The 23,952-nt window shown below is 56.3% G+C and carries 21 protein-coding genes, 1 other RNA gene and 1 other annotated feature; of the genes, 2 read left to right on the forward strand and 20 right to left on the reverse strand.

Annotated features, from left to right (window positions below):
* Positions 1-293: 293 nt before the first annotated feature.
* From B4113_RS06660 to B4113_RS06720, 14 genes are all read right to left on the reverse strand, one after another.
* Positions 294-1,055 carry a ThiF family adenylyltransferase gene (locus tag B4113_RS06660; protein ID WP_061912334.1) on the reverse strand — a complete coding sequence of 254 codons (762 nt, stop codon included), beginning with the start codon at positions 1,053-1,055 and terminating at the stop codon, positions 294-296.
* Positions 1,056-1,231: 176 nt separating this feature from the next.
* A non-coding RNA gene (gene ssrS / locus B4113_RS06665) (6S RNA) lies at positions 1,232-1,417 on the reverse strand.
* Positions 1,418-1,496: 79 nt separating this feature from the next.
* Complete coding sequence (gene aspS / locus B4113_RS06670; protein ID WP_061912335.1) at positions 1,497-3,269, reverse strand: aspartate--tRNA ligase; 1,773 nt, start codon at positions 3,267-3,269, stop codon at positions 1,497-1,499.
* 4 nt (positions 3,270-3,273) lie between these two features.
* Complete coding sequence (gene hisS / locus B4113_RS06675; protein WP_061912336.1) at positions 3,274-4,557, reverse strand: histidine--tRNA ligase; 1,284 nt, start codon at positions 4,555-4,557, stop codon at positions 3,274-3,276.
* Between the two features lie 44 nt (positions 4,558-4,601).
* Positions 4,602-4,832 (reverse strand) — a binding site (T-box leader).
* Between the two features lie 143 nt (positions 4,833-4,975).
* Positions 4,976-6,499, reverse strand: a complete 1,524-nt coding sequence (gene ahpF / locus B4113_RS06680) for an alkyl hydroperoxide reductase subunit F (protein ID WP_061912337.1) — start codon at positions 6,497-6,499, stop codon at positions 4,976-4,978.
* A 14-nt stretch (positions 6,500-6,513) separates the two neighbouring features.
* Positions 6,514-7,077, reverse strand: coding sequence for an alkyl hydroperoxide reductase subunit C (gene ahpC, locus B4113_RS06685; protein ID WP_033018069.1), 564 nt, complete (start codon positions 7,075-7,077; stop codon positions 6,514-6,516).
* A gap of 167 nt (positions 7,078-7,244) precedes the next feature.
* Complete coding sequence (locus tag B4113_RS20070) at positions 7,245-7,418, reverse strand: hypothetical protein (RefSeq protein ID WP_172418467.1); 174 nt, start codon at positions 7,416-7,418, stop codon at positions 7,245-7,247.
* Between the two features lie 82 nt (positions 7,419-7,500).
* Positions 7,501-7,959 (reverse strand): D-aminoacyl-tRNA deacylase, encoded by a 459-nt coding sequence (gene dtd / locus B4113_RS06690; RefSeq protein ID WP_061912338.1) that lies wholly within the window; start codon positions 7,957-7,959, stop codon positions 7,501-7,503.
* A 24-nt stretch (positions 7,960-7,983) separates the two neighbouring features.
* On the reverse strand, positions 7,984-10,182 hold the full coding sequence (locus B4113_RS06695) for a bifunctional (p)ppGpp synthetase/guanosine-3',5'-bis(diphosphate) 3'-pyrophosphohydrolase (protein ID WP_061912339.1): 2,199 nt from the start codon (positions 10,180-10,182) through the stop codon (positions 7,984-7,986).
* 270 nt (positions 10,183-10,452) lie between these two features.
* Positions 10,453-10,965 carry an adenine phosphoribosyltransferase gene (locus B4113_RS06700; protein ID WP_061912340.1) on the reverse strand — a complete coding sequence of 171 codons (513 nt, stop codon included), beginning with the start codon at positions 10,963-10,965 and terminating at the stop codon, positions 10,453-10,455.
* A complete protein-coding gene (recJ, locus tag B4113_RS06705) occupies positions 10,956-13,322 on the reverse strand; it encodes a single-stranded-DNA-specific exonuclease RecJ (RefSeq protein ID WP_061912359.1) in 2,367 nt (788 codons plus the stop codon). Before recJ ends, B4113_RS06700 begins: the two co-directional genes overlap by 10 nt.
* Before the next feature lie 57 nt (positions 13,323-13,379).
* Positions 13,380-14,297, reverse strand: a complete 918-nt coding sequence (locus tag B4113_RS06710; protein ID WP_369802230.1) for a cation diffusion facilitator family transporter — start codon at positions 14,295-14,297, stop codon at positions 13,380-13,382.
* A gap of 265 nt (positions 14,298-14,562) precedes the next feature.
* Positions 14,563-16,815, reverse strand: a complete 2,253-nt coding sequence (gene secDF, locus B4113_RS06715) for a protein translocase subunit SecDF (protein ID WP_061912342.1) — start codon at positions 16,813-16,815, stop codon at positions 14,563-14,565.
* Positions 16,816-16,981: 166 nt separating this feature from the next.
* A complete protein-coding gene (locus B4113_RS06720; RefSeq protein ID WP_033018077.1) occupies positions 16,982-17,266 on the reverse strand; it encodes a post-transcriptional regulator in 285 nt (94 codons plus the stop codon).
* Positions 17,267-17,375: 109 nt separating this feature from the next.
* Here B4113_RS06720 and spoVB point away from each other — a divergent pair, with 109 nt between their 5' ends.
* Both spoVB and B4113_RS06730 read left to right on the forward strand, forming a co-directional pair.
* A complete protein-coding gene (gene spoVB, locus B4113_RS06725) occupies positions 17,376-18,938 on the forward strand; it encodes a stage V sporulation protein B (RefSeq protein ID WP_061912343.1) in 1,563 nt (520 codons plus the stop codon).
* A gap of 66 nt (positions 18,939-19,004) precedes the next feature.
* Positions 19,005-19,388, forward strand: coding sequence for a TIGR04086 family membrane protein (locus B4113_RS06730; protein WP_061912344.1), 384 nt, complete (start codon positions 19,005-19,007; stop codon positions 19,386-19,388).
* 73 nt (positions 19,389-19,461) lie between these two features.
* Here the strand turns inward: B4113_RS06730 and yajC are convergent, their stop codons facing one another.
* From yajC to ruvA, 6 genes are all read right to left on the reverse strand, one after another.
* On the reverse strand, positions 19,462-19,734 hold the full coding sequence (yajC, locus tag B4113_RS06735) for a preprotein translocase subunit YajC (protein WP_061912345.1): 273 nt from the start codon (positions 19,732-19,734) through the stop codon (positions 19,462-19,464).
* A 23-nt stretch (positions 19,735-19,757) separates the two neighbouring features.
* Entirely contained in the window at positions 19,758-20,900 is a 1,143-nt protein-coding gene (tgt, locus tag B4113_RS06740) for a tRNA guanosine(34) transglycosylase Tgt (protein ID WP_082799301.1), read from the reverse strand.
* Between the two features lie 17 nt (positions 20,901-20,917).
* Positions 20,918-21,946, reverse strand: a complete 1,029-nt coding sequence (gene queA / locus B4113_RS06745) for a tRNA preQ1(34) S-adenosylmethionine ribosyltransferase-isomerase QueA (protein WP_033018084.1) — start codon at positions 21,944-21,946, stop codon at positions 20,918-20,920.
* Between the two features lie 15 nt (positions 21,947-21,961).
* Positions 21,962-22,168: a DUF2905 domain-containing protein gene (locus B4113_RS06750; protein WP_081916988.1), complete on the reverse strand. Its 207-nt coding sequence runs from the start codon at positions 22,166-22,168 to the stop codon at positions 21,962-21,964.
* The gene (ruvB, locus tag B4113_RS06755) at positions 22,165-23,166 is read right to left on the reverse strand and encodes a Holliday junction branch migration DNA helicase RuvB (RefSeq protein WP_033018085.1); all 1,002 of its coding nucleotides are present in this window, start codon (positions 23,164-23,166) and stop codon (positions 22,165-22,167) included. Before ruvB ends, B4113_RS06750 begins: the two co-directional genes overlap by 4 nt.
* Before the next feature lie 86 nt (positions 23,167-23,252).
* Positions 23,253-23,837 (reverse strand): Holliday junction branch migration protein RuvA, encoded by a 585-nt coding sequence (gene ruvA / locus B4113_RS06760; protein WP_033018086.1) that lies wholly within the window; start codon positions 23,835-23,837, stop codon positions 23,253-23,255.
* Positions 23,838-23,952 lie beyond the last annotated feature (115 nt).

Here is a 23,952-nt window from a genome sequence, read left to right on the forward strand (position 1 = left end):
CGCACGATCGGTTGTGCCGATCTTAAAGGCAGACGACCTTTTGTCTTATCGCTATATAAGCACTAACCGTTTTCCCGCCACACGATAGGCTCTGTCTTTCTTGAGGGGAGATCGCCTTTTCGGTCAGCTCTTTTTTCGTCGCAATATAGACGGGTGTACCGGTCATCGACATGGCAAAGCGAGCAAACGCCGTGTTTGTTCGTTTCCCGCTTCCGCGACACCATCCTAGCTTGACGACAGGCGACCGGCTTCCTACCGGCGAGCCTCGCTCGCTTGGTCCAGCGACCGGCTCGTCACTCGCCGACGCGAGCAATCGGAATTTCCTTCAACAATTCCTGAATGACATATGACGCCATAATGAGCCCGGCAACGGATGGCACAAAAGCGTTCGATGACGGCGGCATTTTCGCCTTGCGGATCGGTGAGGCGTCATTGCCGACAACTTGGCGGACATCTTCGCGGATTTTCACCGGCTTCTCGTCAGAAAAGACGACCGGAATGCCGCGGCGGATCCCTTCTTTGCGCAGTTTGGCGCGGATGACTTTCGCGATCGGATCGGTGTGCGTCTTGGAAATATCGGCGATGCGAAAGCGAGTCGGATCCATTTTGTTCGCCGCCCCCATGCTGGAGATGATCGGAATGCCGCGCTTGAGGCATTGTTTCATCAAATGTACTTTATACACAATCGTGTCGGAGGCATCGATGACAAAATCGAGATCATAGGCAAAAAACTGCTCATACGTCTCTTCCGTATAAAACATTTGCAGCGCGATGACCTCGCACGCCGGGTTGATGTCGGCGATGCGCTCTTTCATGAGCTCTACTTTCGGACGGCCAATGGTCGAGAGCAACGCATGGATTTGCCGGTTGATGTTGGTGATATCGACGTTATCGCGATCAACAAGCACCAAGCGTCCGATTCCGGAACGGGCGAGCGCCTCGACGGCGAACGACCCGACGCCGCCGACGCCAAGGACGGCAACGGTGGCGTTTTTTAATTTTTCAAGCCCCTCAGGGCCAATGGCTAACTCATTGCGGGAAAATTGATGCAGCATCGTTCTCCTCTCCATTTGCGCAAAAATTGAGTGATACACCGTTTTTTATCGTACATGAAGCCCGCTTGTGTGGCAATGGGTCTTTTGCTGGCAAAACAAACGAGGCTGACCCGAGAGCCCGCCAAAAAGCGGACGTTTGAGTCAGCCCCACCATCGTGTTTATCGCTCTTCTGTACACTAGTCCCAATCGTGCCGTCGCTGCCTTCGTTTTGAACCCGCTCTCCCATAGGTGGGTGCCCTGTTCCAAGGTTTGCGCTTCCCCTGTGACGAAGGGGCGTGCACGCCGCTTGGAAACCCCGGACTCCCGGATATTGACTGTTCGGTCAAAACGATCGGTGATGCGACGAACACATTAGGACGGGTGGTTGATTGCTTATATTTTATCATATTTTTTTGTGTTTGTGAACACCTGCCGCTCATGTTTCCTTGCCGGCGAAGCGGCTATTCTTGGTCAGGCAGCACGACCGCCAAATGCAGCTCGTCCAGCTGTTTTTCGCTGACCGGGCTCGGCGCTTCCGTGAGCAGGCAGCTGGCGCTCGCCGTTTTCGGGAAGGCGATCGTATCGCGCAAATTCGTGCGCCCAGCAAGCAACATCACAAGCCGGTCAAGGCCAAGCGCGATGCCGCCGTGCGGCGGGGTGCCGTACTCAAACGCCTCAAGCAAGAAGCCGAACTGACGGCGCGCTTCTTCTTCGCTGAACCCTAAGGCGCGGAACATTTTTTCCTGCACGTCACGCTCAAAGATGCGGAGCGAGCCGCCGCCAAGCTCATAGCCGTTTAACACCAAATCATACGCCTGCGCCCGGACCGCACCCGGGTTAGTTTCAAGCAGCGGAATGTCGTCGCGCGCCGGCATCGTAAACGGATGGTGGGCGGCGTAATAGCGGCCTTCCTCTTCGTCATATTCCAACAGCGGCCAGTCCGTCACCCACAAAAACGCGAGCTTCGTTTCGTCGATCAAGCCGAGCTCCTTGCCGAGCCGAAGCCGCAGCGCGCCGAGGGCCGCAGCCACGACCGCCTTTTGGTCGGCGACAAACAACAGCAAATCCCCGTCTTCGACCGCCAGCGTTTGGCGAAGCGCAGCCTGTTCGCCAGCGGTGAAAAACTTGGCGATCGGCCCTTTCAGCTCATCGCCTTCCGCTTTCAGCCACGCCAGTCCTTTCGCTCCATAGCGGCCGACAAATTCGCCCAACGCGTCGATCTCCTTGCGCGAATAGCGGGGCGCCGCGCCTTTGGCGTTGATCGCCTTCACTTGCCCTCCCTCTTTGACCGTGCGGGCAAACACTTGAAACGCGGAATCGCGGACGATGTCCGATACATCGACGAGCTCGAGGCCAAAGCGTATATCCGGCTTGTCCGAGCCATAGCGGCTCATCGCCTCGTCATACGTGATGCGCGGAAACGGGCGCGGAATATCGATTCCTTTCGCCGCTTGGACGACCGCCGCCATCATCCGTTCGGTGACATCGATGATGTCTTCTTGATCGATAAACGACATTTCGATGTCAATCTGCGTAAACTCCGGCTGGCGGTCGGCGCGCAAGTCTTCGTCGCGGAAGCAGCGCGCGATTTGATAGTAGCGCTCAAACCCACCGACCATCAGCAGCTGCTTAAAAATTTGCGGCGACTGCGGCAAGGCGTAAAATTCACCTGGATGGACGCGGCTTGGCACTAAATAGTCGCGCGCCCCTTCCGGCGTGCTTTTCGTCAACATCGGCGTCTCCACTTCCAAAAAGCACTCGCTGTCCAAAAAGTCGCGCACCGCTTTCGTGACCTTATGCCGGAGCTCCAGCGTTCGAAACATGACCGGGCGGCGCAAATCCAAGTAGCGATATTTTAAACGCACGTCTTCCGCTGCGTCGGTGTCATCCGTGATCGCAAACGGCGGCGTTTTCGCTTCATTGATAATGTCGATGTGCTCCGCCTGTACTTCGATGCGGCCGGTCGCGATGTTCGGGTTGACCGTCTCCGGCGCGCGGGCGACGACCGTCCCTTCCACGCTCAGCACGTACTCGCTCCGCACGCGCTCAGCGGCCGCCAGCGCTTCAGCTGATACATCGGGGCTGGCGACGATTTGCACGATGCCTGTCCGGTCGCGCAAATCGATAAAAATGAGCCCGCCTAAGTCGCGGCGCTTTTGCACCCAGCCTTTGAGCACGACGCGCTCGCCGACCGCCGTTTCCGGCACTTCACCGCAATAATACGTCCGTTTCATTCGTTTACTCCCCCTCTCTCCTCGTTCGTTCTGTGAAAAATGAAACCAGTTCGCCGAACGGCACGTTCGTTTGTTCGCCGCTCGCCATCTCCTTGACGGTCGCGATTTGTTTGTCGAGCTCTTCATCGCCAATCATGACGACAAACGCCGCTTTGAGGCGGTCGGCTGCTTTCAGCTGCGCCTTCAGTTTTCGGCCGACATAGTCTTGATCGACGCGCAAGCCGGCGCGGCGCAATTGATAGACGAGGCGAACCGCTTCCTCTTTCGCCCGTTCGCCGAGCGCAGCCACATAGCAATCGAGCCCTTCATCGGTCGGAAGCTCCACCCCCTCCGCCTCCAGCGCTGCGAGCAGCCGTTCGATGCTTAGCGCAAAGCCGATCCCCGGCATTTCCGGCCCGCCGATTTCCTCGACAAGCCCATTGTAGCGCCCGCCGCCGCACAGCGTCGCGGCTGCGCCAAACCCTTCCGCTTCGCTCATAATTTCAAATGTCGTATGGTTGTAATAGTCAAGCCCGCGCACCAACCGCGCATCGATGACAAACGGAAGGCCAAGCATGGCCAAATAGTGTTTCACCTTCTCAAAATACGCACGTGATTCATCATTCAAGTAATCCAAAATCGACGGCGCCGTCGCCATCAGTTCATGATCGCGGTCTTTTTTGCAGTCGAGAATGCGGAGCGGATTCGTCTCGAGCCGCGCCTGACAATCGGCGCACAGTTCATCGATGCGCCCCGAAAAATGGCGCACAAGCGCCTCGCGATGCGCCCGGCGGCTGTCGAGGTCGCCCAAGCTGTTGATGACAAGCCGGATCCGTTTTAAGCCAAGCGCTTCGTAAATATGCATCGCCAACGCCATGACCTCGGCATCCATGGCCGGATCGCTGCTGCCAATCGCTTCGACGCCAAACTGGACGAATTGGCGGAACCGCCCGGCTTCCGGCCGCTCGTAGCGGAACATCGGCCCGCTGTAATACAGTTTCAGCGGCTGGTTCGGGCTGCCGTACAGCTTATGCTCGACGAACGCCCGCACGACCGGCGCCGTGCCTTCCGGGCGGAGCGTGAGCGCGCGCCCTCCCTTGTCCTCAAACGTATACATCTCTTTTTGGACGATATCGGTCGTATCGCCGACGCCGCGCAAAAACAGTTCAGTATGTTCGAAAATCGGCGTCCGAATTTCCCGATATCCGTACCGGGAACATAGTTCGCGGGCGACTTGCTCCACGTACTGCCATTTTTCGCTGTCTCCCGGCAAAATATCTTGCGTTCCTCTTGGAATTTGAAACGCCATGCAGATCCTCCTTTTGCTCAAAATAAAAACGCCCTGATCCCCTTGATAGGGACGAGAGCGTCATTCCCGCGGTGCCACCCTAATTGAAGCCATTCAGCTTCCGCTTGTCGCCGCTAACGCCAGGCGCGCGTTCCCTTTTACTGACGCCACGCGCGTTCAAAGGGAAACCTACGGAGTGTCTTTCGCTAAGCCATCATGGAGAAACGCTTCCAGCCTAAGGCGTTTCCTCTCTGGCCATGTGGGTCTTACCTACTTCTCTCCATCATCGGTTGTTCACTATCGCCCATCTGAATCGTAATTTTATATTACGGAGAAAGCGGACCGTTTGTCAAGCCGCCTTGAAAAAAAGCGTCCCGCCGCTTGGCCGGCCGTTGATGCAAAAGAAGGCGCCCCGCCTTGGCGGGACGCCGGGGTCGCCTTAATGGCGAATCAAATAATCGAACGCGCTTAACGCCGCCGTCGCTCCGGAGCCCATCGAAATAATGATTTGCTTGTAGGCGCTGTCCGTGCAGTCGCCTGCGGCAAAGACGCCTTCGACGTTGGTCGCGCCGCGCTTGTCGACGATGATTTCGCCGAAGCGGTTCCGTTCCACCGTTCCTTCCAGCCACTCTGTATTCGGCACGAGGCCGATTTGCACGAACACGCCTTGCAGTTCGATATGGTGTTCTTCCCCTGTCGCCCGGTCGACGTACGTCAAGCCGTTCACCTTATCCGTGCCAGTGATTTCCTTCGTTTGCGCGTTTTTGATCACCGTCACATTCGGCAAGCTGTACAGCCGCTCTTGCAAAACAGCGTCCGCTTTCAGTTCCGGAGCGAACTCCAACAGCGTTACGTGGCTGGCGATGCCGGCCAAGTCAATGGCCGCTTCCACGCCGGAGTTCCCGCCGCCAATGACCGCCACGTGCTTGCCTTCAAACAGCGGGCCGTCGCAATGCGGGCAGTAGGCGACGCCTTTGTTTTTGAACTCTTCCTCGCCCGGCACGCCAAGGTTGCGCCAGCGGGCGCCGGTGGAAATGATGACCGTTTTGCTTTTCAGAACGGCGCCGTTTTCCAGCTCCACTTCAATCAAGTCTTTTTTCGCAAGCCGTTTGGCGCGCTGGATCATGATATCGACATCGTACTGTTTGACATGCTCTTCGATGCTGGCCGCGAGCTTCGGCCCTTCCGTATATTTGACGCTGATGAAGTTTTCGATGCCGAGCGTATCCAAAATTTGCCCGCCAAACCGATCCGCCACGATGCCGGTGCGAATGCCTTTGCGCGCCGCGTAAATGGCGGCTGTCGCCCCCGCCGGGCCGCCGCCGACGACAAGCACGTCAAACGGCTCTTTATCGGCAAACGACGCAGCATCCGGCCCGCTTCCTAGTTTGGCGAGAATGTCTTCAATCGACATGCGGCCGCTGGCGAACATCTCACCGTTTAAAAAAACAGTCGGCACGGCCATAATGCCTTTTTGTTCCACTTCGTCCTTAAACGCCGCCCCGTCGATCATCGTATGGGAAATGTCGGGATTCAGGACGCTCATGATGTTGAGCGCTTGAACAACGTCCGGGCAGTTATGGCACGTTAAGCTCACGTACGTTTCAAAATGGTGCTTGCCCCGGATTTGTTGAATGCGGCGCACGACGTCTTCGCTCACTTTCGGCGGCCGGCCGCTCGCTTGAAGCAGGGCCAGCACCAGCGAGGTAAACTCATGACCGAGCGGGACGCCGGCGAACGTGATGCCGGTGTTTTCGCCAACCCGGTTGACGCTGAAGCTCGGCGTGCGTTCAAGCTTTGCTTTTTTCACTTTGATTTTCGGCGACATGGCCGTCAACTCATCGACTAAAGCAAGCATATCGCGGGAAACGTTGTCGTCTCCCGCGCTAACCGTCAAGACAATGTCATTTTCAAGCAATTGCAAATACTGAGCGAGTTGTGCCTTGATGTCCGCATCGAGCATGGTCAAAAGCCTCCTTAAATTTTGCCGACAAGGTCAAGGCTCGGTTTCAGCGTTTCACCGCCCTCTTGCCATTTCGCCGGGCAAACTTCACCTGGATGGTTGCGCACATATTGGGCGGCTTTAATTTTATCAATCAGCGTGCTCGCTTTGCGGCCGATGCCGTCGGCGTTGATTTCCACCGCTTGAATGACGCCGTCCGGGTCGATGAGGAACGTGCCGCGTTGCGCCAACCCTTGCTCTTCGTCAAGCACATCAAACATGCGCGACAGCTGGTGCGAAGGATCGCCAATCATGATGTATTCGATTTTGCTGATGGCCGGCGAGGTGTCATGCCATGCTTTGTGAGTAAAGTGCGTGTCGGTCGACACCGAGTACACCTCTACTCCCAATTCTTTGAATGTCGCATAATGGTCTTGCAAATCCTCGAGCTCCGTCGGGCAAACGAACGTAAAGTCGGCCGGATAAAAGCAGACGATGCTCCATTTGCCCATGAAGTCTTGTTCTGTCACCTCGATGAACTCCCCGTTGTGATACGCTTGAGCGCGGAACGGTTGTACTTTTTTCCCAACTAAAGACATTGCTTCATCTACCTCCTGTGACTGTTAATTTATAATAATTTTAAACCGATATTTATTATCATATAGAGACCCTTACTTTGTCAATACATATGCATTCGGAAATGTCCGTTACGGCAGACGGAACGAACGTCGCCAGCTCTTTACGGGCCTTGCCGCTCCGTCTGCTGTCACGGGCGAAACCGCTGCTTTTTTAGCATTTGCACCTCTTTGCCTGCGACGCCAAGCTCGGACGACAGCTCAAACGCACTACACTGGTCGTCAAGCCGCACCCACTCATGAAAATCGGCCGAAAGCACATCGCTCGTTCGGTGGGCCTGCTCCCCTCGCTTCGTTTGCCGCATCGCCCCCCTCCTTTCCGTTCGGATCAACCTGTTTTCATCATTCCCATTTCTTGTGAAAAATAAAAAAGAAACCGGAAAACGATTATTCGTTTCCCGGTTTCTCACCGCTGTCGATGATCAAGGTGACCGGCCCGTCGTTGATGAGCGACACGCCCATCATGGCGCCGAACATCCCTGTTTCGACATGGACGCCTTTTTCGCGCAGAAAGGCGTTGAACGCTTCATACAGCGGCAAAGCATGGTCGGGCTTGGCCGCCGCCATAAAATTCGGACGCCGTCCTTTTCGACAGTCGCCATAAAGGGTGAACTGCGACACGGACAACACGGCGCCGCCGACATCAAGCAGCGAGCGGTTCATTTTTCCTTCCTCGTCTTCGAAAATGCGCAAATGGGCGATTTTCTCGGCCAAATAGGCCGCATCGGCCTCGGTATCGCCGTGCGTGACGCCAAGCAGCACGACAAGCCCTGCCTTGATGGCGCCAACGACCCGCCCATCGACGGTGACGTTGGCTTCTTTGGCTCGCTGGATGACCGCTCTCACTTCTTCTCCTCCTTTTCGCCGCCGCTAGTTGTTCATCAAGCGCTGGACGGAATAAATGTCGGGAATTTGCTTGATCCGCTCCACGACTTTTTGCAAGTGGCCCAAGTTGTGAATGGCGATCGTCATATGGATCGTCGCGATTTTGTGCCGATGATCCGAGCGGCCCGAAACGGCGGAAATATCGGTGCGCGTCTCGTTCACCGCTTGCAGCACTTCATTGAGCAGCCCACGGCGGTCAAAGCCGGTGATTTCGATATCGACGTTGTACTCGCGCTCGCCGCCGGCTCCGCTTTCCCATTCGACGGTGATGAGCCGGTCGGCCGCTTCTTCCGTCTTGACGTTCGGGCAATCGGCGCGGTGGACGGAAATGCCGCGCCCGCGGGTGATAAAACCGATGATTTCATCGCCCGGCACTGGATTGCAGCAGCGCGACAGACGAATGAGCAAATTGTCGACACCTTGGACGCGAATGCCGAAGTCGCGTTTTTTTCCGGCCGGCAGCTTCGTCTCGGAAAACGCCTCGGCCAACTTGCGCTGCTGTTCCTCGAGATCGCGCTGCTTCCGCCATTTTTCCGTCAGCCGGTGGGCGATTTGCGCCGCCGTGATCCCATGATAGCCGACCGCCGCGTACATATCGTCTTCGTTTGAGAAGTTGAACTTCTCGGCGACGCGCTTCATATTGTCGGCCGTCATTACCTCTTTCGGCTCAAAGCCGAGGCCGCGCACTTCCTTTTCGACCATCTCTTTGCCTTTTTCAATATTTTCTTCGCGCCGCTGCTTTTTGAAAAACTGGCGGATTTTGTTGCGCGCCTGCGACGTTTTCGCCAGCTTCAGCCAGTCTTGGCTCGGTCCGTACGAATGTTTCGACGTTAAAATTTCAACGATGTCACCCGTCTGCAGCTTGTAATCGAGCGGCACCATTTTGCCGTTCACTTTCGCGCCGATCGTTTTGTTGCCGATTTCCGAATGGATGCGGTAAGCGAAATCGATCGGCACCGAGCCGGCCGGCAGCTCGATGACGTCGCCCTTTGGCGTGAAAACGAACACCATGTCGGAAAACAGGTCCATCTTGAGCGATTCCATAAATTCCTCGGCGTTGCTGGCGTCGTTTTGCCACTCTAAAATTTCCCGGAACCAAGAAAGCTTCTCCTCAAACGAATTCGGCTTGATCGTCTTCCCTTCTTTGTACGCCCAGTGAGCGGCAATCCCGAATTCGGCGATTTGGTGCATTTCAAACGTGCGGATTTGCACTTCAAGCGGCTCGCCTTTCGGACCGATGACCGTCGTATGGAGCGATTGATACATGTTCGGCTTCGGCATGGCGATGTAGTCTTTGAAGCGTCCGGGCATCGGCTTCCAGCACGTATGGATGATGCCAAGGACCGCATAGCAGTCTTTGATGCTGTTGACGATAATGCGCACAGCCAGCAAATCGTAAATTTCGTTAAACTGTTTGTTTTGCATCACCATTTTTCGGTAGATGCTGTAAATATGCTTCGGACGTCCGGAAATTTCGCACGGAATGTGCACTTCATTGAGCCGTTCCCGCACTTCTTGAATGACTTCCTCCAAATATTGCTCGCGTTCGGCCCGCTTTTTCTTCATCAAATTGACGATGCGGTAATACTGCTGCGGATTTAAATAGCGAAGCGCGGTATCCTCGAGCTCCCATTTGATTTTTGAAATGCCGAGCCGATGCGCCAGCGGGGCGAAAATTTCGAGCGTCTCATTGGCGATGCGCCGCTGTTTTTCCGCTGGCAAATGCTTCAACGTCCGCATGTTGTGCAAGCGGTCGGCGAGCTTGATCAAAATCACCCGAATGTCTTGGGCCATCGCCAAAAACATTTTCCGATGGTTTTCCGCCTGCTGCTCTTCTTGCGACTTATATTTGATTTTGCCAAGTTTCGTCACGCCGTCAACAAGCATCGCCACCTCGGCGCCGAACTCGCGCTCAAGGTCTTCTTTCGTCGCCTCGGTGTCTTCGATGACATCGTGCAAAAACCCGGCGGCGATCGTTGTCGCGTCCATTTTCAAGTCCGCCAAAATGCCGGCGACTTGAATCGGATGGATGATGTACGGTTCGCCGGATTTCCGGAATTGGTCGCGATGGGCGTGCTTCGCAAATACATACGCCTTTTTTAAAAAGGCGACATCTTGTTCGGATAAATAACAGCCCGCTCGTTCAAACACTTGCTCCGCTGTCAACACTTGTTCATTGGCCATAGGGTTGAATCACCTTTTGAATAAAATTCAGACTGCCAACACTGGACATCCATTGCCCCCACCACGTTACGGTTAATAAGAAAGAGCACTCGTGCGAGTGCCCCCTTTTTTCTTTATTATATCCGAAGATGCGAACGATGTCGACTGTGCGGCCTCGCGCTGCTTGCGCCCCGCTTTTCGCCGCTTCGCTCCCCGGACTTTCCGCGTTCTTCGTCCCGCCGCAAGCGCGATGATGGGAGCGCCTAACCGCTTGGCTGGCCCCATCAATCGCTAAAACTGCATGAGCGTCAAAATGTCGTACCCTTCTAGTTTTTGTCGTCCGCCAAGCTCCGTCAGCTCAATCAAAAACGCCAACCCGGCGACCACTCCGCCAAGCTGTTCCACGAGCTCGATCGTCGCGCGCATCGTCCCGCCTGTCGCCAGCAAGTCGTCGGTGATCAACACGCGCTGTCCCGGTTTGATCGCGTCTTTATGCATCGTCAGCACATCGGTTCCATACTCGAGACCATACTCAACGCGGATGACTTCGCGCGGCAGCTTCCCTTCCTTGCGCACCGGCGCAAATCCGACGCCAAGCGCATAAGCGACCGGACAGCCGATGATAAAACCGCGCGCTTCCGGTCCAACGACGATATCAATTTGCTTTTCACGTGCGTATTGGACGATTTGGTCGGTCGCGTATTTGTACGCCGACCCATTGTCCATCAGCGTCGTAATGTCTTTAAACAAAATGCCCGGTTTCGGAAAATCGGGAACGATCGTAATATATTGTTTTAAATCCATGATGCGCTTGCCTCCTCATTCGTTTGCGAACGAATCATTTCCGTCAAACAGCGTTTCAGCTGCTCGTAAGTGGAGTATAATAACTGATGTTCCGCCTCCAGCTCGTCCCGGTGCCGACGGTACGCCCGGGATTCGGTGAGATCGCGCTTTACAGGCTGGCGAACGAGCGTGATAACGCCGTTTTGCTCGCGCACAAACCCCAGCTCCAAAAAGACTTCGGCCATAAAATGGACCGTTTCTGTCGTCCAGCCGCGGGCGCGCGCCAATTCGCCGCCGCGTTCGGCGAGCGGGAACGAACGATGCTTATGCAAAAAGGCATAAAACCACTTGAAATGGTCGCGCGTCGGAAACGTGCGGAAAAATTGCCCTTCCGGCTGCGCGAACACGGCATAAATGCGCGCCGGCTGCCCGTTGCCTAAAAGCGCCCCCAACAAATCAAGCCGCGGTGGCAAATCAAGCAGCACGACATAGCGGCCGTCAATCGGCAAAGCCTCCGCCTCTTTCTCCGTCATGACGAAATGAAGCTCCCGGCAAAACGGCGCCAAGTCAGGGCGGGTTTCCGTCTGGCGCCGAAAGGCCACCAGCAGCCGCTTCTCCTCTGGCAGCCGCTCAAGAAGCGAATGAACGTCCCGGCAGCCGCGGGCATCAAACAGCTGCCAGCGGTTGACCGACACGTCGCATAGCGACAACTGCGGCTTCGCCATCCCGTTCCACTCGTTCACCAACAGCTCTCCCACGGCCGAGACGCACGTCCCCGGAGCGATCTCCTCGCACAATGGACCGAGGCCGAAGCCGATGACATCAATCGCCGCCTGCTGTTGCGAAAAGACTGCCTTCATATGGGCGCCGTTCGCCCCGACGCGCCGCATCGTTTCCACCGCGGCTTCTTCAATGAGCAAAAGCGGTCGCGGATTGCCGACACCGAATGGGGCGAGCCGCTCGAAACTGCGAGCGGCCGACAGCGTCAGCTCTTCGACCGAGCAAACCGCATCGATGAACGTCGGCGGGATAAAATCGTCCTCGACCAACGTCTCCGCCGCGATCGCGTTCAGCCGCTGCCGCAACCGCTCGACGTCGTCCAACGCCAAGGTCATCCCCGCCGCCATCGGGTGACCGCCAAAATGCGGCAACATATCGCGGCATTTGGAGAGACTGGCAAACAAGTCAAATCCGTGGATGCTGCGCGCCGAGCCTTTGGCGATGCCTTTGTCGCGGTCAATGGAGAGCACCACCGCCGGCCGGTAAAACTGTTCGACGAGCTTGGATGCGACGATGCCGACCACTCCGGGATTCCAGCCTTCGCCAGCCACGACCAAAACGCGATGCTGCTCCGGCGGATATTGGCGGCGCACCATGTCTGCCGCCTCATCGGCGATTTGCGCGACGAGCTGCTGGCGCTCGCGATTCCGCTCGTCCATTTCCGCCGCCAGCTGCATGGCCTCGTCTTCATCATCGGTCATTAACAGCGCCACCGCCGGATCGGCGCCGCCCAGACGCCCAACCGCATTCAAACGCGGCGCGATGGCGAAGCCGACCGTCTGTTCATCGATCTGGGATGGTTGGATGCGGCATTGCTGAAACAGCGCGCGCAAACCGATGCGGGTTGTCTCGCGCAATACCGCCAGTCCTTGCGCAGCCAAGAGCCGGTTCTCCCCGACAAGCGGCACTAAATCAGCAATCGTGCCGATGGCCACCAAATCAAGCAAATGGCGCGGCACCCGTCCGAGCAGCGCATGGGCTACCTTGAACGCGACGCCGACGCCGGCCAAACTATGGAACGGATATGTACTTCCGGGATGCTTCGGGTGAATGATCGCATACGCTTCCGGGAGCGAGGGCCCTGGCTCGTGGTGATCGGTCACGATCACATCAAGCCCCCACTCGCGGGCGGCGGCCACTTCCTTCAGCGCCGCAATTCCGTTGTCAACTGTCACAATGACGGACACGCCGCGCTCCTTTGCCGCGCGAAACGCCGCCAAGTTCGGGCCGTATCCTTCGGTAAAGCGGTTGGGAATGTAAAATTCCACCGCTGCTCCTGCCTCTTGAAGAGCGCTCACCATCACCGATGTGCTGCAAACACCGTCCGCATCATAGTCGCCATAGACGAGCACGCGTTCACCATGGTGAATTGCTCTTTCTAGGCGGCGAACGGCACGCTCCATCCCATGGAGCAAGAACGGATCGTGAAACGGCTGCCCAACGGGACGGAGAAACGCCTCCGCTTCCGCTGCTGTCCGCACGCCGCGACGAACGAGAAGCCGCGCCAGCAGCGGTTCGATGCCGGCTTCCTCCGCCAAGCGCCTCACCGCCTGCTCGTCGGGACGCTCCACCTCCCAACGCGTTTTCGCTTGTAACATGTCCCCCACCTCAACTCTCCCTATTATACAAAAAGGAGAAAAGAGCAGGCAACGACATTACGACTTTTTTTCCGGGTCGTACGGATTGATATGAACGAGCACGTTGCGGATGCGCGGAAACGTCAGCAGTTTTTCTTTCACTTTTTTTCCGATCCGGTGCCCCTCTTCCACGGTCAGCTGCGGATCAACGGCAATTTTTAAATCAACGATCACATCATGGCCATGCTCGCGCGCGTACAGCTCATTGATTTGCCGCACATCAGGGACAGACAACACCGCCGCGCGCAAGTCGGCGGTCTCCTCTTCATGGAGCACATGATCAATGGCCGTATGAATCGATTGACGTCCGAGATCCCAAGCCATTTTCAATACGAGCAAGGCGACGAACAGTCCGGCCAATGGATCGGCATACACGAGCCAGTCAATGCCCCACCTCCCGCCGGCAATCGCGGCGCCGACGCCGAAAAGCGCCGCCAGCGAAGAAAACACGTCGGAGCGGTGCTCATACGCATTGACGATCAACGCTTCGCTGTTTAACGTTTTCCCAAGCCGATACTTGTAACGGAACATCGCCTCTTTGGCGACGATCGACACCAGCAGGACGTAGACGGCCGCCATCCCCGGCGGCGCCAAGGGGGCGAAAAACGACAGGAAGGCAGAGCGCCCGATCTCCAGTCCAACGAGGAAAAGAAGCACGGCCACGATAATGGCGGCGATCGATTCGGCCTTTCCGTGTCCGTATGGATGGTCCTCATCCGGCGGACGCGCCGCCGCCCGCAACCCGACCCAAACGGCGAACGACCCAGCAACATCGGAAGCCGAATGAGCAGCATCAGCGATCAGCGCTTGACTTTGGCTCCACAAGCCGGCCGCCGCCTTGACGGCCGCGAGGATCAAATTGCCGACGATGCCGACCATCGCTGCCGTTTTCGCTTTGTTGAATCGCTGTTCGTGTTCCACGGACACACCTCCCATCTTTGCCTCTTGTTTTCATCAATTCGGATCAAAAAATCCCTCCCCTGCGCAACCCAGTCCCCCATCTTTTTCCTTTCGTTGTCATCGTCCCCCCTGTTCCACCATCATGGCCGGCGCCTCTTGCTCTCGTCTGTCGATGTTCCGCCGGCGCGGTTGGGCGCTGGATTCACGTTGTAGAAATCCTCTTGCTTTAGTCTGCCCATTTTCCGCCTCTGGCGACAAAAAAACGCCGAAAAAAGCGCGGTCGCTTTTTTCGGCGCAGTCATTACAGATGAGGCTCGGCTTCCGGAGCCGCTTTGCTCGCCCCTTTGCCTTTCTTGAGGGCGCTCCCTTTCCAAACAAGCCACAGCTGCGAAGCGATGCAAAGCGAAGAGTAGACGCCGCACACGAGCCCGACAAGCAAAGCGAGGTTAAAATTGCGAATCGCCTCACTGCCGAACAGCAGCAGCGCCACAACGGTCAGCAACACCGTCAAAACCGTGTTGATCGAGCGGGTAAACGTTTGCTGCAGGGCGCGGTTAACGATATGTTTCAAATCGTCAACCGTTTTTACTTTCCGTTTTTTCATCAAGTCACGGATGCGGTCAAAGGTGACGATCGTATCATTGATGGAATAGCCGATAATCGTCAATACCGCGGCGATAAACGTCAAATCGACCTCAAGCCGCGTCAAACTGAACACGGTGATGATGAAAAACGCATCGTGCAACAAAGCGATGATGGCGGCTAAGGCCATCCGCCATTCGAAGCGGATCGTCACATACAGAATGATGCCAATCGACGAGATGAGCACGGCAATGAGCGCGTTGCGCGCCAACTGCTTGCCGACGACCGGCGAAACTGTGCTGATATTCGGCTCGTGGCCGTACGTCTTGTTGAGCTCGTTTTTGATTGTCGCAATTTCTTTTTTGTCGAGCACCCCGATTAAACGGACGACGCCCGTTTTTCCGTCCGTCCCGGACAGCACGACATCCTCCGGCTTGTGGCCAAGCCGCTCAAAATAGTCGCCTAGCTCTTTCGCATCCAGCGGCTGGTTGCTCGTCACCTCAATGCGCGTACCGCTTGTGAAATCAATGCCGAGATTCAACCCGAGAGCAAAAAGGGAAATGACGCCGGCAATCGTCAAAGCTCCGGAAAAAATGAAAAAGGTTTTGCTATATTTGACAAAATCCCACCGGTCGAATTTCGTCGGCACTTCCGTTTCGTCGTTGACCTCGGCGATGTTTAAGATGTCCGACTTTTTCACGCCAAACCACTCGGGCTTTCGATCGAGCCAGCGGCTTGACACCAACAGCCCAAGCAGCAGCCGCGTGCCGTAAACAGCGGTGACAAAGCTGGCGACAATGCTGATGATAAGCATCGTTGCAAATCCTTTGACCGAGCTTGTCCCGTAAATGAACAGGACGGCGCCGGCGATGATCGTCGTAATGTTGGCGTCAAAAATGGTCGCAAACGACCCGCGGTTGCCGGCGCGAAACGCTGACAGCATCGACTTGCCGAGCTTCAGCTCCTCCTTGATCCGCTCGTACGTAATAATGTTGGCGTCAACGGCCATCCCGACCCCTAAAATGAGAGCGGCGATCCCCGGCAGCGTCATAACGCCGTTCATCCAGTCAAACAGCAGCAAAATCAAATAAATGTACACCGACAGCGTGATCACAGCGATGAGCCCTGGAAGCCGGTAAAACCAAATCATGAACAAAAAAATCGCCGCGACGCCGATGATGCCGGCTATGACCGTTTTTTGTAGGGCGTTTTTTCCGAACTGAGCGCCGACGGAGGTCGAGTAAATTTCATGCAGTTCGACCGGCAGCGCCCCGGCATTAAGCAAGTCGGCGAGCTGTTGGGCTTCTTTCACCGTGAAATTGCCGACGATCGACACATCGGTTTGATTGAACACTTGATCGACCGACGCGGCGGAAATGAATTTCGGATCGGCTTTGCCCGCTTCTTTCCGGTAAGAATCGACCCCTTCTTTAAAATCAAGCCAAATGACTAAAATGTTGTTGGGCGGCCCCATTTTGTATACTTTTTCCGTCACTTGCCGGAATTTGTCGGCGTCTTTCAATTTCAGTGCGACGCTCGGCCGGCCGTTTTCGTCAAACGACAGCTTCGCCCCGCCTTGGACGAGGTCGCTCCCGTCCATCAACACGTTGTCATTGACGTCGCGGAACGTCAATTTCGCTTGCGTGGACAAAATTTCGCGCGCCTCATTTTGGTCTTTCACCCCGGCGAGCTGAACGCGAATGCGGTTATTCCCTTCAATGTCCACGCGCGGCTCGCTGACGCCAAGGACGTTGATCCGTTTGTTCAGGGCGCTGACCGTGCTTTGCAATGTTTCGTGATCGATTTTATCGCCTTTTTTCGCTGGCTTCACCTCATAGAGCACTTCGAAACCGCCTTGCAAATCCAGCCCTAGCTTAATGTTATGTAAAATTCCTTGCGTCGTCGGCCCCATCACCCCAGCAAGCAAAAGCAGGAGCAGAAAAAAGGCGACGATGCGGCTGCGTTTAATCATTCAACATCCTCCTTCGATTCGTCTTCACGCCCGGAAGCTGGCGGCCACGATCCACACAACATCGATTCCGCTTTTCATTATGAATCAGCCGGCAGGAGCTGTCAACGTTCAGCCCTTACCGACGGCGCCCCGGGTATAGCGCCGGTCAAAAAGCGGCCACCTCCGCTCATAACAGCTCTTTCAGAACGCGCTCCAACTCATCGCCACCCGCCGCCTGCTGATAGGACTGCCTCGTTACAAACGCCATATACTCCCCCGGCGAAAGCGACAAAATATCGCTGACAAGCTCGTGCAGCTTCTGATCTGCCAATTCGCCCTTCCATTTCCGCGTCCATAAACATTCCCACAGCCCATCGATGGTGACGTGCTTGTAGCCGAGCAGCCGGAACTCCTCATATTTGCACTCGAGCGCCGGCAGGAGCTGTTCCCGCCACCGTTGTTTTTCCTCCATCTCCCATCCCCCCTCGGTGATTGTCGCCGATCAGCCTTGTCATGCTTGGCCATAGGCCTTGCATATATTGTATAAAAGAGAAAGGCATTTGAGAAGGCAGGGGGAAAACATGTCCAAATTTTTACAAGGAACTATGATTTTAATCATTGCCGGCTTGATCACCAAAATGCTCGGTTTCATGAACCGAATCGTCGTCGCCCGGATGATTGGCGACGAGGGAGTCGGGCTGTACATGATGGCGGTGCCGACGCTTGTGTTGGCGATTACGGTGACGCAAATGGGCCTGCCGGTAGCCATCTCCAAGCTCATCGCCGAGGCGGAAGCGACCGGCGACCGGCAACGGGTCAAAAAAATTCTCGTCGTCTCGCTCGCGACGACCGGAGTGCTGAGCCTCCTATTCCTGCCGGCGCTCCTTGCCGCAACGCCGTGGCTTTCGCGGACGATGTTCACCGACCCGCGCATCTATTATCCGCTCCTAGCCGTCGCCCCGATCGTGCCGATCGTCGCTATTTCATCGGTGCTGCGCGGCTATTTCCAAGGGCGCCAACAAATGAAGCCGTACGCTTACTCGCTCCTGATTGAACAAATCGTCCGCATCAGCTTGATCGCCTTATGCACGAAACCGCTGTTGCCGTACGGCGTTGAATACGCTGCCGCCGGCGCCATGGCGGCTTCTGTCCTCGGCGAACTGGCAGCCTTATTGTATTTATTGTTCCTGTTTCAGCTGAAAAAATCGATCCGCCTGCGGACGAAGTTTTTTCATTCCATTCATGCCGGCAAAGACACGTTCATCCGCCTGATGCGGATCGCCCTGCCGACAACCGGCGGCCGCTTGATCGGCTCGCTTTCTTGGTTTTTTGAACCGATCGTCGTTGCCAACAGTTTGGCGCTCGCCGGCATCGCCGCCTCCGCCGCCACCAAGCAATACGGCCAGCTCGTCGGCTATGCCTTGCCGTTGCTCACCTTGCCGTCGTTCATCACCTATGCGCTCGCCACCGCGCTCGTTCCGGCTATTAGCGAAGCGGTGGCCCAAAACAAACCGCTGCTCGTCCAATATCGGATCGCCCAAGCGATGCGCCTGTCGCTCGTCACCGGCGGACTGTCGGCGGTCGTTCTTTACCTTTTTGCCGAGCCGCTCATGCGATGGATGTACGGAACAGGCGAAGCAGCCATTTTTATTCAAGTGATGGCGCCGTTTTTCCTGTTTTATTATTTCCAAGGCCCGCTCCAAGCGGTGCTGCAAGGGCTTGATTTAGCCAATGTGGCAATGACGAACAGCCTCATCGGGGCGGCGGTGAAATTGGCGTGCATCTTCGTCTTGGCGTCGCGGCCGTCTTTAGGGATTATGGGAGCGGCGCTCGCCACCTCGGTGAGCACGGTGCTCGTCACCCTTCTTCATTTTGCCGCCGTCGCCAAAGCGACATCGTTCGTGGTGGACGCCCGTGACTATGTAAAGGCCGGCATCGCCATCATCGCTGCCGGCGCTGCCGGCGGGCTGCTCTTCTATCATCCGCCCGCCTCGGTGCCGCCGTCGTTTTGGACGCTGCTGGCCATGGCCGCGACCATCTTGTTGTATAGCGGCTTCCTGATCGCCTTTCAGCTCATCCGGCGCGAAGAGCTCATCTACCTTCCGGGTCTTGGATGGCTGGCGGGAAAAACAAAACGAAAATAAACGTCTAAACATGTCCGGCCGCGAATATATTGTGGTAAAACCGTTTTGTCCAAGGAGGGGTTGCGGTTGTCGCGGCTTGGCAGCGCGCTCGTATATGGGATCGCCACGATTTTCGTTTTGGCGGCATTGATCAGTTTTGTCGTTTCGCTGCTGCTTAAATGGACCGACATTCATGAATCCTCGCTGACATGGCTCGTTTTTGCCGCCTCGATGATCTCGATGTTTCTCGGCGGCGTCGTCGCCGGGGGAAAAAGCCAAGAAAAAGGATGGCTCGCCGGCGGGCTGACCAGCGTAGGCTTTACGTCGATCGTCTTTTTGTTTCAGTTCCTCGGCATCGACAAACCGTTTACCGGCGAACAATGGCTGTATCATCTCGCTTTCCTTGTCGCCTCCGCTCTCGGCGGCATCGTCGGCGTCAACTTGTCACCGTCACGCCGCGAGCGGGCGTGAACGAAAAACAGCGGCTGCTTTCGGTGGAAGCAGCCGCTGTGTTCATGGCAGGGCGGCACGGAGGGGGCTTTTTTTACGCCTTGTTTTCCGCCACGACTTCCCGAACCGCGGTGCGGTCAAACGTGAGCCGCGTGCCGTCGCCGGCGCGAACGATGATTTTATCCTCATCGACCGAGTCGATGATGCCGTGCAAGCCGCCAATCGTAACGATTTTATCGCCTTTTTTCAAACTCGCCTGCATTTGCTGGATGGCGCGCTGCCGTTTTTGCTGCGGGCGAATGAGCAAAAAGTAGAAAATCACAAGAAACAGCACGATCGTCAACAAATTGGCAATCGCTGCGTTCATTCCGTTTCCCTCCTTTCCGATGGCTAAAAGTTTTTTGCATTCGGCTTATTGAAGCCGTAGCGTTCGAAAAATTCCTCGCGGAAATCGGCGAGCCGATCTTCGCGGATCGCTTGTCTCACCTGCTCCATCAATTTTATCAAAAAATAGACGTTATGGTAAGACGTGAGGCGAATCCCAAATGTTTCATCACATTTGATAAGGTGGCGGATGTACGCGCGCGTATAGTTCCGGCACGTGTAGCAATCGCAGTTCGGATCGAGCGGCGAGAAATCACGGGCGTACTGGGCGTTTTTGATCACCACCCGCCCTTCGCTCGTCATCACGGTGCCGTTGCGGCCGATGCGCGTCGGCAGCACGCAGTCAAACATATCGATGCCGCGGATCGCCCCGTCGATGAGCGAATCGGGTGAACCGACGCCCATTAAATAACGAGGCTTGTCCGCCGGCAGAAGCGGCGTCGTAAACTCGAGCACCCGATTCATGATCTCTTTCGGCTCGCCGACCGACAGTCCGCCGACCGCATAACCAGGGAAATCGAGCGACACTAAATCGCGGGCGCTTTGCCGGCGCAAGTCCTCATATTCACCGCCTTGGACGATGCCAAACAGCCCTTGCTCGTTCGGGCGGCGATGCGCCTTTAGGCAGCGTTCCGCCCAACGGCTCGTCCGTTCGACCGACTGTTTCATATACTCGTATGTCGTCGGATACGGCGGGCATTCGTCAAACGCCATGATGATGTCAGCGCCTAAGGCATTTTGAATTTCCATCGCTTTTTCCGGCGATAAAAACAGCTTGTCGCCGTTTAAATGGTTGCGGAAATAGACGCCCTCTTCTTCGATGCGGCGAAATTCACTCAAACTAAACACTTGGAACCCGCCGGAGTCCGTCAAAATGCCGCGGTCCCAGTTCATAAAGGCGTGGAGGCCGCCCGCTTCCGCCACAATGTCATGCCCCGGCCGCAGCCAAAGATGATACGTGTTGCTTAAAATGACGCCGGCTCCCATTTCCTTCAGCTCTTCCGGCGCCAGCGTCTTAACCGTCGCCAGCGTGCCGACCGGCATAAACATCGGCGTTTCAAACGAGCCGTGCGGCGTGTGGAGCATGCCAAGGCGTGCACCCGTCTGCCGGCACGTTTTGATCAGTTCAAAGCGGATCGGTGTCGTCAACGTGTGGCTCTCCTTTCTCAAATGATGAGCATCGCATCGCCGAAGCTGAAAAAGCGGTACCGCTCTTGGACCGCGACTTCATACGCGTGCAAAATATGTTCGCGCCCAGCGAGCGCGCTCACGAGCATGATGAGCGTCGATTTCGGCAGATGGAAGTTCGTCACCAGCCCATCGATACCTTTGAACTCGTAGCCCGGATAGATGAAAATGTCGGTCCAGCCGCTTTCCGCGACAAACCGGCCGGCGTGCCTGCCGGCGATCGTCTCGAGCGTCCGTGTCGACGTCGTGCCGACGGCGATGATGCGGCCGCCCTGCTCCCGAACGCGGTTTAACGTCTCCGCTGTTTCTTCGCTCATTTGGTAAAACTCGGCGTGCATATCGTGCTTTTCGACGTCGTCCACTTGCACCGGCCGGAACGTGCCAAGGCCGACATGAAGCGTAATGAAGACGATTTGCACCCCTTTTTCGCGAATGGCATCAAGCAGCTCTTCGGTAAAATGCAAGCCGGCGGTCGGCGCCGCCGCCGAGCCGATTTCGCGGGCGTAAACCGTCTGATACCGCTCCGGATCGTCAAGCTTTTCTTTAATATAGGGCGGCAGCGGCATTTCACCGAGCTCCGCCAGCACTTCATAAAACAAGCCGTCATATGAAAACTCGAGCACCCGTCCTCCGTGTTCGAGCGTATCGAGGCAAACCGCCTCCAGTTTTCCGCCGCCAAAAGTGAGCTTCGTTCCCGGTTTGACCCGTTTGCCCGGCTTGACGAGCGTTTCCCAGCGGTCGCCATCAAGCTGCTTTAAGAGCAGCACTTCAACCGTTCCGCCCGTTTCCGCTTTTTCCCCATAAAGACGCGCCGGCATGACGCGCGTATCATTTAAGACGAGACAATCGCCCGGATTCAAGTACGAAATCATGTTGCGAAACGTTTCATGACGGATGGCGCCGGTGCGTTTATCAAGCACCATCAGCCTCGACGCCGCCCGATCTGGAAGCGGCGTTTGCGCGATCAATTCTTCCGGCAAATGAAAATCAAACAGCTCGACTTTCATGATGTTCCCCTTCCTTCAGCGAAATCGTCCGAGCACATAAAAAAGCAACGACAGCACCACACTGAGCAATAAGGACGTCACGATCGGAAAATAAAACGTCATATTCCCTTTGCGAATGACAATATCCCCCGGCAAACGGCCGAGTTTGATAAACTGCATAACAAATCCGACAATGATCAGCACGGCGCCAATTGTCATAATCAACTTCGGCAAGCTGTTCACTGCTTCGGAACCTCCATTCCTAAGTGGGCGTAGGCGGCCGGCGTCACCACACGTCCGCGCGGCGTCCGCTGCAAGAGGCCGATTTGCAGCAAATACGGCTCATACACTTCTTCGATCGTTTGCGCTTCTTCGCCAATCACCGCGGCGATCGTCTCGAGGCCAACCGGACCGCCGGCGAATTTTTCAATCATGGCCGTCAACAGCTTATGGTCAATGTGATCGAGCCCGAGCCGGTCGACTTGCAGCCGCTCAAGCGCTTCAACGGCCAACGGAAGCGAAATTTCCGCCTCCCCGCGCACTTGGGCGAAATCGCGGACGCGGCGAAGCAAGCGATTGGCGATGCGCGGCGTGCCGCGCGCCCGGCGAGCGAGCTCAAACGCGGCTTCACGGGCGACAGCCATATGCAAAAGCGCCGCCGTTCGCTCAACGATTTGCACGAGCTCATCGACGCGGTAATATTCCAAGCGGCTGATGACGCCAAACCGGTCGCGCAGCGGAGCCGATAGCGCCCCCGCCCTTGTGGTCGCCCCGACGAGCGTAAACGGGGGCAAGTCAAGGCGAAGCGAACGCGCATCCGGCCCTTTGCCGATCGTAATATCGAGGCAATAATCTTCCATGGCCGGATAGAGCACTTCTTCTACCGGGCGCGGCAAGCGGTGAATTTCATCAATAAACAACACATCACCCGGCTCAAGGGAAGCGAGCAGCGCCGCCAAATCGCCAGGCCGCTCGAGCGCCGGCCCCGACGTCGCCCGCAGCTTAACCCCCATTTCGTTGGCGATCACGGCAGCGAGCGTCGTTTTTCCAAGCCCCGGCGGCCCATACAGCAACACATGGTCAAGCGTCTCCTGACGCAGCTTGGCCGCCTCAATAAACACTTTTAAATTTTCCTTGACTTGATTTTGGCCGATGTACTCCTGCAACGACTGCGGCCGCAGGCTCGGCTCGAACGCTGCTTCCCCTCCTAACACCGCGCCGGATACGAGCCGTTCGTCCACCGGTCATCCCTCCCTTTCGATCATCCGCCTCGCTGTCGCGCTTCGTTCCACCCAAACAAGAGCGCCTTTGGAGGCAGCTGCCGCACTCATTTCAACAACATAGCCAACGCTCGTTTCACGTACTCCTCTGTCGACAGCTGCTCAAGGCCGAGCGCTGGAACGATCTTTTCAATTTCCCGCTCCGCATAGCCGAGCGTCTTCAGTGCGGCCACCGCCTCGGCAAGCGCCTCGGAGCGCAACGCAGAGGCGCGCGCGGCCGAAGACGCCGGGAACGTCCCCAGCTTTCCTTTCAGATCCAAAATCATTTGTCGGGCCGTCTTTTTTCCGACCCCCGGAAACTTGCACAAAAAGGCTTCATTTTCCTCTTCAATCGCCCGCACCACCTCGTCCGGGCGCCCGGCCGCCAAAATGGCGAGACCGCCCTTCGGACCGATGCCCGACACTTGCAAAAGCTTGGCGAACAACCGGCGTTCCTCGCGCGTTAGAAAGCCGTATAGGGCGCGCACATCTTCGCGAACGTATTCGTATGTATAAACCGTCACCAGCTTGTCGCGGCTTTCCTGAAAAGCAAATGGGTTCGGCGTAAACACCTCATAGCCAATGCCCTGATGGTCAATGACGATATACTCGGGACAGACATAATCGATATACCCGCGGATAAACTCGATCAAGGCGATGCTCCTCCCCTTCTCTTGCTTTTCCATTGTATCATACGACAGAGGATCGCAAAAGGGAACAGCGGCAACCGGATGACAAAAGGAAATCCCGCAATGCTTATTCGCACGG

This window comes from Geobacillus sp. B4113_201601 (genome assembly GCF_001587475.1).
Classification (GTDB): domain Bacteria; phylum Bacillota; class Bacilli; order Bacillales; family Anoxybacillaceae; genus Geobacillus; species Geobacillus icigianus.

What these genes read in the sequence shown, in the direction of transcription:
- ahpF (WP_061912337.1), bottom strand. Translation starts at nt 6,499, where the DNA reads ATGCTCGATGCGGACATCAAGGCACAACTCGCTCAGTATTTGCAATTG.
- recJ (WP_061912359.1), bottom strand. Translation starts at nt 13,322, where the DNA reads ATGTTACAAGCGAAAACGCGTTGGGAGGTGGAGCGTCCCGACGAGCAG.
- B4113_RS20070 (WP_172418467.1), bottom strand. Translation starts at nt 7,418, where the DNA reads ATGCGGCAAACGAAGCGAGGGGAGCAGGCCCACCGAACGAGCGATGTG.
- B4113_RS06660 (WP_061912334.1), bottom strand. Translation starts at nt 1,055, where the DNA reads ATGCTGCATCAATTTTCCCGCAATGAGTTAGCCATTGGCCCTGAGGGG.
- ahpC (WP_033018069.1), bottom strand. Translation starts at nt 7,077, where the DNA reads ATGTCTTTAGTTGGGAAAAAAGTACAACCGTTCCGCGCTCAAGCGTAT.
- yajC (WP_061912345.1), bottom strand. Translation starts at nt 19,734, where the DNA reads ATGAACGCAGCGATTGCCAATTTGTTGACGATCGTGCTGTTTCTTGTG.
- hisS (WP_061912336.1), bottom strand. Translation starts at nt 4,557, where the DNA reads ATGGCGTTTCAAATTCCAAGAGGAACGCAAGATATTTTGCCGGGAGAC.
- secDF (WP_061912342.1), bottom strand. Translation starts at nt 16,815, where the DNA reads ATGATTAAACGCAGCCGCATCGTCGCCTTTTTTCTGCTCCTGCTTTTG.
- spoVB (WP_061912343.1), top strand. Translation starts at nt 17,376, where the DNA reads ATGTCCAAATTTTTACAAGGAACTATGATTTTAATCATTGCCGGCTTG.
- queA (WP_033018084.1), bottom strand. Translation starts at nt 21,946, where the DNA reads ATGAAAGTCGAGCTGTTTGATTTTCATTTGCCGGAAGAATTGATCGCG.
- B4113_RS06700 (WP_061912340.1), bottom strand. Translation starts at nt 10,965, where the DNA reads ATGGATTTAAAACAATATATTACGATCGTTCCCGATTTTCCGAAACCG.
- B4113_RS06720 (WP_033018077.1), bottom strand. Translation starts at nt 17,266, where the DNA reads ATGGAGGAAAAACAACGGTGGCGGGAACAGCTCCTGCCGGCGCTCGAG.
- B4113_RS06695 (WP_061912339.1), bottom strand. Translation starts at nt 10,182, where the DNA reads ATGGCCAATGAACAAGTGTTGACAGCGGAGCAAGTGTTTGAACGAGCG.
- aspS (WP_061912335.1), bottom strand. Translation starts at nt 3,269, where the DNA reads ATGAAACGGACGTATTATTGCGGTGAAGTGCCGGAAACGGCGGTCGGC.
- B4113_RS06710 (WP_369802230.1), bottom strand. Translation starts at nt 14,297, where the DNA reads ATGGGAGGTGTGTCCGTGGAACACGAACAGCGATTCAACAAAGCGAAA.